The organism is Erwinia sp. QL-Z3 (assembly GCF_004551645.1).
Taxonomy (GTDB): Bacteria; Pseudomonadota; Gammaproteobacteria; order Enterobacterales; family Enterobacteriaceae; genus Erwinia; species Erwinia billingiae.
Genome location: NZ_CP037950.1, coordinates 3,703,004 through 3,715,130 on the forward strand (window position 1 = coordinate 3,703,004; position 12,127 = coordinate 3,715,130).

Below are 12,127 nucleotides of genomic sequence, written 5' to 3' on the forward strand. Positions count from 1 at the left end.
GTTTTTCTCAATGATTGCGTAATTTTAATCGATTGTGGCGAGAAAGCTATCGCAGCACACTCTCGGGACACCTCTTCTCCGTCCGCTTGAGAAGAACCTGTTCAGACGACAACTCAGGAAATCATCATGATCGATGTAATCAATCCCGCCGACGGCTCGGTGATCGGCCAGACGCCGTTAATGAGCCCGGCAGAGGTCGCCGAGGCGATCGACCGCACCTGTGAAGCCTTTCCGGCATGGGCGCTAAAAACCGCCAAACAACGCAGCGATATCATGCGCCGCTGGTATGACCTGGTGCGCGCCGATAAGCGCGTGTTCGCCGAACTGATGGTCAGAGAAAACGGCAAATGCCTGAGCGAAGCGCTGGGCGAAATCGAGTACGGTTTGGGCTTTATCGAATGGTATGCCGAGGAAGCGCGACGCGTGTATGGCGACACCCTCCCGTCGCACGATGCCAATGCCTCGGTGCTGGTGATGAAGGAGCCGGTTGGCCCGACTGCCGCCATTACGCCATGGAATTTCCCGTTTATGATGATCACCCGCAAGGTGGCCACCGCGCTGGCAGCGGGCTGCACCATGGTGATCAAACCGGCAGAGGAGACGCCGCTGACGGCGTGGAAGTTACTGGAATATGCGCACGAAGCCGGTATTCCGTCCGGGGTGTTTGAAATGGTCACCGGCGATCCGCAAGAGATTGGCGAAGCCTTTACCCGCGACGAGCGCATCCATAAGGTGTCGTTCACAGGTTCGACCCGCGTTGGAAAAATCCTCGCGAGCCAGTGTGGCACCACGCTGAAAAAAATGACCCTGGAACTGGGTGGCAATGCGCCGTTTATCGTCTTCGACGATGCCACGCTTACGGAAGCGGTAGCCGGCCTGGTCAGCGCCAAGCTGCGTAATTCTGGGCAGGTGTGTATTTCGCCCAACCGGATCTTTGTGCAGGAAGGCATTTATTCCCGTTTTGTAGAGCAGCTCATCGCGGCCGTCTCGAAAATTCGGGTGGACCAGGGCATGCAGGATGAATTTGTTGTCGGGCCGCTGATCAACCAGCAGGCGGTGGAGAAAGTCACGTCGCTGGTGAACGATGCCATTGCCCAGGGCGCGACCGTCCATCTGGGTGGGAAACTGCATGAGAAAGGCGGATTGTTTTTCCAGCCGACCATCCTCGGTGATTTAGATGACAGCTCAGCATTGCATAACACCGAGATTTTCGGCCCGGTATTCGCCCTGTATCGCTTCAAAACCGAGGAAGAAGCGATCCGTCGCGCCAACAACACCGAATATGGCCTGGTGACCTATGCCTGGACCAACCAGCTTGGCCGCGCTTTCCGCCTGTCGAAACAGCTGGAAGCGGGGATGATCATCATGAATTCCGGCTCGGTCGGCACCGCATCGGTTCCTTTCGGCGGCATCAAGCATTCGGGATATGGTCGTGAAGGCGGGCATTACGGTATTGAGGAATATGTGCAGGTGAAATACGTGCTGATGGCAGGACAGCAGCATTAATCCCCACTTTGGGGACCGCCGCCGCCGATTTTCTTCACCAGCAAGCGTCCATTCTGTGACCGCCATCAACCCAATTGTTGGCTGGCGGGTTATACTGCGATGGTAGGCTACCATACAAGCTAAACAGTATAGCGAGAATTAATCATGCAAATGACGATGCGTTGGTTCGGTCCGGAGCAGGACAAAATCCCCCTGGAGTATTTCCGTCAGGTACCGGGCGTGGAAGGCGTGGTTGGGGCACTGTACGATGTTGCCGTCGGTGAAGTCTGGCCGGAAGAGAAGATTGCCGCGCTGGTGGGTCAGGCTCAGGCCGCAGGTCTGACGATGGAAGTCATCGAAAGCGTGAATATTCACGACGACATTAAGATTGGCCTGCCAAGCCGTGACCGCTACATCGCCAATTATCAGCAAACCATTCGTCATCTGGCCAAAGCGGGTGTGAAGGTGATTTGTTATAACTTCATGCCGGTATTTGACTGGATGAAGACCGATATGAACTACGTGCTGCCAGACGGATCCCTTACCATGGCCTTCGAGAAGAAGGGCATCGACAAGAGTCTGGAAGAGGTGGTGAAAGAGGTTCTGGAAAATTCCAACGGGTTTGCCTTGCCAGGCTGGGAACCAGAGCGTCTGGGTAAAGTGCAGGAGCTTTTTGCCCAGTACAAAGACGTTGATGACGTAAAACTGCGTGAAAATCTGGCCTACTTCCTGAAAGCGGTAATCCCGGTGTGTGAAGAAGTTGGTGTGAAGATGGCGCTCCACCCGGACGATCCCCCGTATTCCATTTTCGGCCTGCCGCGCGTAGTGAAAAACCGCGACGATCTGGACTGGATCTGTAACGCGGTTGATTCTGAGGCGAACGGCATCACGCTCTGCACCGGTTCCATTGCGGAAGATCCGGCTAACGATGTGTACGGCATTCTGGCTGAGTTTTCGCGTCGTAAGCGCATTCACTTTGCCCATGTGCGAAACATCAAAATCATCCAGGACAAAGATTTCTACGAATCGGCGCATCCCACTCAGTACGGCTCCCTGAATATGCTGAAGGTCATTGAGTCGCTGCACGACAATGGCTTTGATGGCTATATCCGCCCGGATCATGGCCGCTTTATCTGGGGCGAGACCGGTCGTCCTGGCTATGGGCTGTACGATCGTGCATTAGGTGTGACCTATCTTCTTGGCTTGTGGGAAGCCGTCAGCAGTAAATAACCTCTCCAGCGGGGAGCTTTCCCCGCTATTTCTCTGTGTCAGTTTATGAATATATAACATCATTATGAGGGATCATTATGTCGCCTATATTATCACTTACATGGGTTCTGCTAGGGATTGCGTTATTAGTCGTACTGAATCTCAAATATAAATTTCATAATATCTTTTCGCTGTTGATTGCCGGCGTGCTGGTGGCGATTTTAGAGGGGATCCCGCTAGATAAGATTGTTTCCACGGTACAGCAGGGTATTGGCAGTATCATGGGCCACCTGGCGCTGATTATTATCTTCGGTGCAGTGATCGGTAAGTTTATGACCGAATCCGGTGCCAGCCAGCAAATTGCCGACACGGTAATCCGGCGCTGTGGCACGCGATATCTGAGCGTCGGGCTGATGTTTATCGGGGTCATCTTCGGTATCGCCATGTTTTACGAAGTGGCCTTCCTGATCGCTATGCCGCTGGTGATGAATATCGCCAAAAAAGCCAACATCCCCTATATGAAGCTGGTGATCCCAACTGTTGTCGGTGCAACTATGGGACACAGCCTGTTCCCGCCGCAACCGGGGCCGGTGGCACTCATCAGTGCCTTTAATGCCGATATCGCGCAGGTCTATCTGTATGGCGTGCTGGTGATTATACCTGCGCTGTTTTGTGCCGGGATCCTGCTGCCTAAATTCCTGCCGGGCATTAAAAACATCCCGCTCAATTCGATGATCAAACCGGTTGCCCAATTAGATCCTCAGTCGCTGCCTTCGTTTAAAACCAGCATCATGGTGCCGCTGATCCCGGCTATTTTGATGATTCTGGCATCAATAATTAAGCCGCTGGCCGGCAAGGGGACCTTGCTGACGCAGCTATGTGCTTTCCTCGGCAGTGCCGAAATCAGCATGTTGATTGCCACCTGTACCGCCATTTGGTTCCTCGGCATAAAACGTGGGATGACCGCCGACACCGTCACCCAAAACGTCAGCCTGTCGATTTCACAGATCGCTAACGTGCTGTTCGTCATCAGCGCCGGTGGGATATTGAAACAGGTGATCATTGATTCCGACGTTGGCGACAGCATTGTCCACGTGATGAGCAGCGTACCGTTCTCACCGTTTGTGATTGCCTGGCTGATCACCGCCGTCATTCGCATCCTGACCGGTCAGGGCGCGGTGGCCGCCATTACCTCCGCCGGCATTGTGGCGCCGATGGTCGGTGCCTTCCATCTAAATCCGGCATTGATGGTGCTGGCCGTAGCCTGCGGCAGTAATACCATTACGCTGATGTACGACGGGGGTTTCCTGCTGTTTAAGGAGACCTTTGGCATCTCGATGAAAGATACCTTTAAGACCTGGGGATTGCTGGAGTTAATTAACTCGGTGGTCGGCCTGGGAATGGTGCTGCTGTTAAGCCTGTGGATCCACTGACCGCCGTCCGTTCTGAAGACGCAACCCCCGCTGCAGAGGGGGTTGCGTCGTTATCATCCCGTCCGCTTAACGGCTGAGCGTGGCGTTCAGCGCATCAATCGACGTTTGTAACCCCGCCTCGATGCTCATGGTCAGATCTTCCATCTCCAGCGAAACATAGCCGTCGTAGCCGGTCATACGCAGCACCGAAAAGAACTCTTTCCACCAGCGCAGATTCTGGCCACAGCCGACCGCGACATAGTTCCAGGTGCGGGTTTTGGTGTTGGTCACCGGCTGATACTCCATCAGCCCATCGATGTCGGCCAGCCCGCGTTCGATGCGCGCATCTTTGCCATGCACATGGTAAACCGCACCCTCAAGCTTGCGCGCTGCAGCGATAGGATCGGCGCCCATGGCAATCAGGTGCGAGGGGTCGAGATTCATCCCGATCATCTCGCCGACCGCCTCCCGCAAACGCAGTAATGTCGATGGGTTAAACACCAGCTGGCAAGGGAACTCTTCGATCGCAATCTGCTCAATGCCATGTTCTCTGGCATGGGCGACAAATTTCTTCCACCACGGAATAGCCACTTTGTTCCACTGATAATCAATCACTCCTGGCATATAGCCCGGCCAGGAAACGGTTGAGGTGATCCAGTTGGGTATACGATCTTCCGGTCCGCCGCCGGGCAAACCGCTCATCATCACGATCTTTTTAACACCCAGCTTGCCTGCCAGCTCAACGGTACGATAGCTGCTTTGCGTGTGTTGCTCGCCCAGCTCACCCGGCGCTAAAGGATTCCCTGAGCAGTTAAGGGCAACAATCTCCATTTCACGCTGGGCAAGCGCGTGACGAAACTGGTCGAGCTTTTCTGCCGAGGAGAGCAGTTCTTCAGTATTGACATGCGGGCAGGGCGACCAGCCGCCGGCCGTCATTTCAACGCCGGTAATGCCGTAGCTTTTAACTTTATCCAACATTTTCTCAAACGATAAATCAGCCAGAACGTCGGTACAGAGGGCGAGTTTCATAACATGTCCTTATTCAGAGTCAGAGCATCGTTATAACAGAGAGATGAATGAAAGCGACGCAGCGGCAAAAAGCGTGATTTCAGACTGTGCTGAAGATCAATTATCTGAAGACAAAAAGCGAAATAGCCGTGACGGTCATCCCAGTTACGATTTAACGCGTTGACATAGCAAGAATGGAGAGAAGCGAAATAAGCGAAAATTGGGCCGAAAAAAGATAACGCGACGGGATTCAGGAAATCAGTTGCGTAGTTTTAATTAACACGCAAAATTGGTCGTACAACAGGCCGCAAGAATAGCGACAAACTCAGCGGAGGCGCCATGCTGACTTTTTGCAGTAACCAACAGCCTTCATCAGGCGGTTTTGCCCAGGACAGTCGTCCCCGGCTGATGTTCATCTGCAAACATCAGGGAAAAGAAGCGGCTAAACCGAGGATAATGCACAAGCATGACGAGCGTTTTGAACTGATGTTTGTGGTTGAAGGGACGGGAAGCTACAACATTGATGGACGCGGTTATCAGGTCAAACGCGGTGACCTGATGCTGTTTAATGTCGGCGTGTTGCATGATGAAAACCCGCATGCGTCAGACGATCTGTTGCTGTACAGCTGTGGTGTTGAGCAGCTGAAATTTGAAGGATTGCCGGTTAACGTTCTGACGCCACGTTCGCACATTGCGGTGATGCCCAGCGGTGAGTGTTACGAAGAGATCCGTCATCTTTTTGAGCAAATGTGGCGGCACGTCAGCGCCAAAAAGCTGCATGGTGCGGAGATTGGCAACAATCTGTTGAACGTATTGTTACTGCTTTGCCGCAGCCTGTGGAGCGAAAATAAAGCGCTTGATGACACCACGGAAGTATTATTGGGGCAGCGCATTAAAGATTATATCGACGATCATTATAAAGAGGATATCGACCTGAAATCGATTACCGCGGCCATCAGTATGAGTCCGTTTTATCTGGCCCATGTCTTTAAGGATTTTTCAGGCTACTCGCCCAAGCATTATCAGAGCCGTCGCAGAATAGGTGAGGCGCAGAACTTATTACTCAGTACCGAACTGGGTGTAACGGAAGTGGCGAATGCGGTGGGTTACGATAATGTGAATAACTTCCACCGCATATTTAATAATATGGTGGGGATCCCACCGGCCAAATATAAAAAATACTGGCTAACCGGTCAGGCTAAGGCCTGACGATACACCTGCAAATTGACGTTTACCGCATTCAGTAGCGGCGTGCTGACGCTGTTTCTTGCCGCGCGCAGCAGCAAATCCCCGATCACCTGGTCTGACTCAATGTCATAGCCCTGGCTCAAATCGCGGTACATCGACGAGGTCATCGGCGTGTCAGGGTTGCTGAGGATGGCGTAAATTTTGGCGGTCACCGCCGGGCGAGGGTGATAGCCATCGGCGCTGATGACCGCGAGGATCTCGCTGAACACGCCCTGTAACAGCGCTTCGCCGCCTTGTGAACGCAGGATCAGCTGAGTGTTGCCGCGTGACAGGCAGGTGACCGCGCCCAGCGTGCTGAGCAGCAGCCACTTTTCCCACAGCTCGCTGATAATGTCGTCGCTGAAAATCGTCTCTAAGCCGCAATCGCTTAACGCTGCATCGACCCGCTGCAGGCGCGCGTCATTGTTGCCATCCATCGCGCCGTAATAAATTTGCTGCAGCGGCGTCATTTGCACCACTTCGCCATTGGATCCCAGCGTGGCGTTGATTTTGCACAGGCCGCCAATCACATTGTTCTTGCCAAAGCGATCGCGCAGGGTGTCGATATGGCGCATGCCGTTGAGGATCGGCATGATCAGCGTCTCCGGCCCGACCGCCGGCGCGATATCCTGCATGGCCTGTTCAAGGCCGAAGCTTTTGACCGTCAGGATAATCAAATCAAACGGCCCGTTGAGCGTGCTGGCCTGGGCCAGCTGCGGATGCAGCGTTTCGGTTCCCTTGGGCGTTTGTAATATCAGCCCGTTTTGCTGCAACTGCTGCAGGCGACGTTCGCGCACCAGAAAGGTTACATCACGACCGGCCTGCGCCAGACGTCCACCAAAATAGCCACCGGTTGCTCCGGCACCCACCACCAGAATACGCATTGAGTGATCCTGTTAAGTCATCAAGAGAACCCCTACCTTAAAACGCGTCAGCAGGCGTTGCCAGCAGAGAAATGTTTCATTCATCTGAGCACGGTGTGTGCTGCTATTCCCCGGATTGTCGCGTAGTCTGGCGAGTCCGGCGCCGCCGTGCCATTCAGCCGGTATTACGGTTACCGTCTTTCACTGAGGAGCAGTTCCATGTTTCACCTGATTTTCAGTTTGCCTTCGCTGTACGTTATCACGCGTTTTATTGGCCCAATGCCCTGGCCGCTGTCCGTCCGGCTGGCAACGGCGCTGTTGCTGCTGATCGCTTCTCAGTACCATCTTTTCTGCCGCTTTTCGTCAGGCAGCGTGTTTGCGCCGGAAATGCCGCGCTTTATCGTTATTCTGTTTAACTGGGCGTTCTGCGCCATCTTCCTGATTGCGCTGATGCAGATCGCCACCGATGCGGTCGCGCTGATTTCGCTGATCGTTCAGCACAAAATCACCATTCTGCCGGGCTACCGTTACGCCATCGGACTGATTGCCGTGGTGCTGTCGGCGTATGGCGTGCATCAGGCGATACGGGTGCCGCCGGTGAAAAACATCACTGTGGAAGTCAGCGGTCTGCCGGCCGAGTTTGAAGGCTATAAGATTGTGCAACTGACCGATATGCACATCAGCCGCTTGTTTCCTGCTTCCTGGTCGGCGGCCGTGGTGAAAAAAGCCAACGGACTGGGCGCGGATCTGATTGCGATAACCGGCGATGTGATTGACGGTACCGTTAACAACCGCCGGAAGGATGTTGAACCGCTGCGTGACCTGAGCGCGCCGGATGGCGTATATGTGATCACCGGCAACCATGAATATTTCTTTGAACAGAAAAAATGGACGGAACACCTGATCCAGCTGGGCATGAAGTCGCTGCCGAACAAGCATGCGGTGATCAACCGCAACGGTGCTAAGCTGCTGCTGGCCGGCGTTAACGATCTTTCCGCCAGCAACCGTTCTTCCACCTCATCCGATCTCGATCAGGCGCTGGAAAATGCCCCGGTCGGCGCGCCGATTATCCTGCTGGATCATCAGCCGAGGAATGCCCGCCAGGCCGCGGCACGCGGTGTTCAGCTGCAGCTCTCAGGCCATACGCACGGCGGATTGATTTCCGGGCTCGATCGGTTCTTTGCGCCGGCGAACGGCGGTTTTGTTTCGGGATTTTATGACGTGGAGGGGATGACGCTTTACGTTAACAACGGCACCGGCCTGTGGCCAGGCATGGCGCTAAGACTTGGACGTCCTTCAGAGCTGACATTGATCACTTTAAAAGCCCGCCGCAGTGAGCCCGCAAAAGACGTCGTCTCCGAGACGGTAGCCCTTGCCAGTGACTAAAGGCTGAATGCCCCGGCTCTGCGAACTGCTGTTGCGCAGAGCCGGGGGCTTGAGTCAGTTCAATCGTGATACCGACTTACTCAACCGCAATCGGTTTCTCATCGATTTTGGCCGGCTCATCTCCCTGAATCGATTTAACCCGCTGTTCAACTTTCTGCACCGCTGCCGCATCTTTCAGCAGGGAATAGGTGAGGGTGAATTCGGTGCTCTGGCCCGGTTGCAGTTGCTTAACCCGACCCTGTTCTTTTTCGATGGTGACCGGATAGGCGTAGTTGGTGCCCGGTTCAATGCCGGTGACATAACCCTGTTTCAGCGTGTCGGTATTCTTCCACATGGTCAGCAACGGCAGTTGATGGGTATCGAACTCAATCGACGCGCCTTTATCCCCTTTACTGTTAATCACCGCAGCAAGCGTTTTGCCATCTTTGTCCGCTTTCGGCTTCAGGTTAAACACCATCTCATCAAAGTCTTTGGTTGGCGCACCATAGGTTGACCAGCCATCCAGCCCTTTTTTGGCATAGTCATTAAACGGCGATACCGATTCCAGCGGAGCGATAAAGCGGGCGTTCTTCTCGAGGATCGGCGTACCAAAGTTACTGTGATATATAATCTGGTAGTCGTGCGGATAATCCGCCTGGTTGGTCAGCACGTCATGCACGGTAAAGGAGTCGCTGCCCGGCGTATAGCGCAGTTCAGTCCAGGTCTCCAGATTGGCTTTCTTGAAGGTATGTTCCTTCAGCAGACCGCGGATGCGGATTTGGTGCGGCGCCTGGTCATCAACAATCACCTCGACTCTTGATGCTGGCGTATTGCCTGCCTTGCCGTGCAGCGTATAAATAACGCCGTCTTTGGTCACCGGATGGCCGGTCCATTCAAAGCCACAGCGCACCATCATTTCGTTGAAGCCTTCCAGCCAGCCGAGGCCGTTGCGACTCTCCAGATTTATATAAGCCGGGTTAACCACTTCATTTACCGGCGAATCCCACCCCAAACGCACGCCATGACCCTGCACATGCAGTAAATCCATGCCTCGGGTTGGGCTGAGGGTGATAGTCAGGCCGTTGGCGCTGGTCAGGGTAATAATTTTCGAACCTTCCTGCTTACCGCCGTGCAACACCTGCTGTTCGATGCTGAAGTTCTCTCCGCCAGCCTTCAGCTGATCGCTGGAGACTTTCCAGTTTCCCTTTTCAGTACTGGTGCTTGTGTCCGTCAGCACCCAGGTTTTAGCTGGGGTCTGGGTACTTATTACAGCGAGTAGTGCGAGGGCCAGGGTACGTTTTTTCATTATTATCTGCCTTTTTGCTGAATTGATTTAGCTGAAAACGTCCCGAGAGTACAAAGCACTGAGCATTAAAAACGTGAACAGGGTCACCGCAAGGTAAATTCGTTGAAAAAGGCGGCAGAACTTAGAGTTTCATCACGAAATCATGAGCGTTATTTTAGCTTTCATCACCTGAATGTGACCTGGAAGAGGACGAAAAGCGAAAAGCTGAACTCGATTCAGCTGGCTGTCCGGCGAATGTCCTTAGCTGGCCATCGGTCTGATTCGGTCCGGACGTCCGATCAATCCTGCGGGCAACACCTGACTTTCCGAGCGCTTTAGCCGGGGAAAGTTTCACCGGCTGGCCATCAGCGGGTAATTCATCGTCTATGATTATTTTTTACCATGAGTGCCTGAGAACCGGACTCCACCGCGTTTTTTCTTCTCCACCATTATTGCTTTTGCCCATTGCTGGCTTAAACGAGGGAATCGAATGGCGTCCAAATCTTTTATCAAACGTTGGGGTAGTGAGATCGTTGGCGACGGAAAAGTCCGCTTTCGTTTGTGGGCGACCGGGCAAAAAGAGGTGATCTTAAGGCTTGCGGGTGAAGATCATCCGATGACGGCGCAAGCCGACGGATGGTTTGAATATCAGGCCAGCGGCGTTTCAGCAGGGGCGGAATATAACTTCGTGCTGGCCGACGGCATGGTGGTACCCGATCCGGCATCGCGCGCGCAAAAGTCGGACGTTAACGGTCCGTCGCTGGTGGTCAATCCTGAGCACTACATCTGGCATAACGCCGACTGGAAAGGCCGTCCGTGGTCTGAAAGCGTGGTTTATGAACTGCATATCGGCACCTTCACGCCTGAAGGGACCTTCGCCGCCGCCAGTGAAAAGCTGCCTTATCTGGCCGACCTCGGCATCACCATGATCGAAGTTCTGCCGTTGTCGCAGTTCGGCGGCCGTCGTGGCTGGGGTTATGATGGCGTGCTGCTGTACGCGCCACACTCGACGTACGGCACACCCGATGATTTTAAGGCCTTTGTCGACAGCGCCCACCATCACGGCATCTCAGTGGTGCTGGATATCGTGCTCAATCACTTCGGGCCGGAAGGCAATTATTTGCCGCTGCTGGCACCGGACTTCTTCCATAAAGAGCGGATGACGCCCTGGGGAGCGGGCATCGCCTATGATGTTGCGGCCGCGCGAGACTATATGGTTGAAGCGCCGCTGTTCTGGCTGGAAGAGTACAACCTTGACGGCCTGCGCTTTGACGCTATCGACCAGATTGAAGACAGCTCGGAGAAGCATGCACTGATTGAAATTGCCGAACGCATCCGCCATCAGTTTCCTGACCGCCATATCCATCTGTCGACCGAAGATTGCCGCAATGTCACCTTCCTGCATCCGCGCGCGGCAGACGGTTCGGCGCCGTTGTTTACCGCCGAATGGAACGATGACTTCCACAATGCGGTACATGTGTTTGCCACCGGTGAAACCCATGCCTATTACCAGGATTTTGCCCGGCAGCCCGAAAAGCTGGTGGCCCGAACGCTGACCGAAGGCTTTGCCTATCAGGGCGAAGTGGCGCCGCAGTCTGGTGAGAAAAGGGGTGTCAGTAGCCTCAGTCAACCGCCGGTGACCTTTATTGATTTCATCCAGAACCACGACCAAATCGGTAACCGCGCGCTCGGCGAACGGCTGATCGATCTGGCCGGTGCCGAGCGCACCCAGGCGCTGCTGGCGATGCTGCTGCTTTCACCGCATATCCCGCTGCTGTTTATGGGCGAAGAGTATGGCGAAACCCAGCCGTTCCTGTTCTTTACCGACTTCCATGGCGATCTGGCCAAAGCGGTGCGCGAAGGGCGCGCACGGGAGTTCGCGGGTCACGCCGGACACCAGGGGACACGCGTGCCCGATCCTAACGACAAGCAAACCTTCATTAGCTCAAAGCTTGACTGGGAGAAACTCACCCGCGAAGACGGCAAGCAGTGGCTGGCACTGACAAAACAGCTGCTGACGCTGCGTCAGCAATATATCGTGCCGTTGCTGGACAAGGCCGGCGGAAACAGCGGCAAGGTGCTGAAGACAGCGGAAGGCTTCCTCGCCGTCAGCTGGACCTTCCCGGATGGCACGCTGTCTCTGGCCATCAATCTGGCTGAAACCGCTCAGCCGCTGGTTGACCTTCCGGGGGAAACCCTGTTCGCCTGGCCTGCCGCTGAAGAAACGCTGGCGCAAAACGCCATTATTGTCCGTCTGGCCAGGGAGAGCTGAA

The 12,127-nt window shown here is 54.4% G+C and carries 9 protein-coding genes; 6 read left to right on the forward strand and 3 right to left on the reverse strand.

All coding sequences use genetic code 11. The features are described from left to right. Positions 1 to 126 precede the first annotated feature (126 nt). From E2F51_RS17845 to gntP, 3 genes are all read left to right on the forward strand, one after another. The gene (locus E2F51_RS17845; RefSeq protein ID WP_134824117.1) at positions 127 to 1,506 is read left to right on the forward strand and encodes an NAD-dependent succinate-semialdehyde dehydrogenase; all 1,380 of its coding nucleotides are present in this window, start codon (positions 127 to 129) and stop codon (positions 1,504 to 1,506) included. A gap of 144 nt (positions 1,507 to 1,650) precedes the next feature. Further along, positions 1,651 to 2,715 carry a mannonate dehydratase gene (uxuA, locus tag E2F51_RS17850; RefSeq protein WP_134824118.1) on the forward strand — a complete coding sequence of 355 codons (1,065 nt, stop codon included), beginning with the start codon at positions 1,651 to 1,653 and terminating at the stop codon, positions 2,713 to 2,715. Positions 2,716 to 2,792: 77 nt separating this feature from the next. Then, a complete protein-coding gene (gene gntP / locus E2F51_RS17855) occupies positions 2,793 to 4,127 on the forward strand; it encodes a gluconate permease GntP (RefSeq protein WP_134824119.1) in 1,335 nt (444 codons plus the stop codon). 66 nt (positions 4,128 to 4,193) lie between these two features. Here the strand turns inward: gntP and E2F51_RS17860 are convergent, their stop codons facing one another. Further along, positions 4,194 to 5,135: a sugar phosphate isomerase/epimerase gene (locus E2F51_RS17860; protein ID WP_134824120.1), complete on the reverse strand. Its 942-nt coding sequence runs from the start codon at positions 5,133 to 5,135 to the stop codon at positions 4,194 to 4,196. A gap of 318 nt (positions 5,136 to 5,453) precedes the next feature. Between E2F51_RS17860 and E2F51_RS17865 the strand changes: the two genes are divergently transcribed. Then, on the forward strand, positions 5,454 to 6,323 hold the full coding sequence (locus tag E2F51_RS17865) for an AraC family transcriptional regulator (RefSeq protein WP_245174128.1): 870 nt from the start codon (positions 5,454 to 5,456) through the stop codon (positions 6,321 to 6,323). Here the strand turns inward: E2F51_RS17865 and E2F51_RS17870 are convergent. After that, positions 6,308 to 7,225 carry a ketopantoate reductase family protein gene (locus E2F51_RS17870; protein WP_134824121.1) on the reverse strand — a complete coding sequence of 306 codons (918 nt, stop codon included), beginning with the start codon at positions 7,223 to 7,225 and terminating at the stop codon, positions 6,308 to 6,310. The genes E2F51_RS17865 and E2F51_RS17870 overlap by 16 nt on opposite strands. Positions 7,226 to 7,423: 198 nt before the next feature. Between E2F51_RS17870 and E2F51_RS17875 the strand changes: the two genes are divergently transcribed. Beyond that, positions 7,424 to 8,590, forward strand: a complete 1,167-nt coding sequence (locus E2F51_RS17875) for a metallophosphoesterase (protein ID WP_134824122.1) — start codon at positions 7,424 to 7,426, stop codon at positions 8,588 to 8,590. A 76-nt stretch (positions 8,591 to 8,666) separates the two neighbouring features. On the opposite strand, the gene E2F51_RS17880 is transcribed toward E2F51_RS17875, so the two are convergent. Continuing rightward, on the reverse strand, positions 8,667 to 9,875 hold the full coding sequence (locus E2F51_RS17880; protein WP_134824123.1) for an aldose 1-epimerase family protein: 1,209 nt from the start codon (positions 9,873 to 9,875) through the stop codon (positions 8,667 to 8,669). A 469-nt stretch (positions 9,876 to 10,344) separates the two neighbouring features. On the opposite strand from E2F51_RS17880, the gene treZ reads away from it, so the two are divergent. Next, a complete protein-coding gene (treZ, locus tag E2F51_RS17885) occupies positions 10,345 to 12,126 on the forward strand; it encodes a malto-oligosyltrehalose trehalohydrolase (protein ID WP_134824124.1) in 1,782 nt (593 codons plus the stop codon). Position 12,127: the final 1 nt, after the last annotated feature.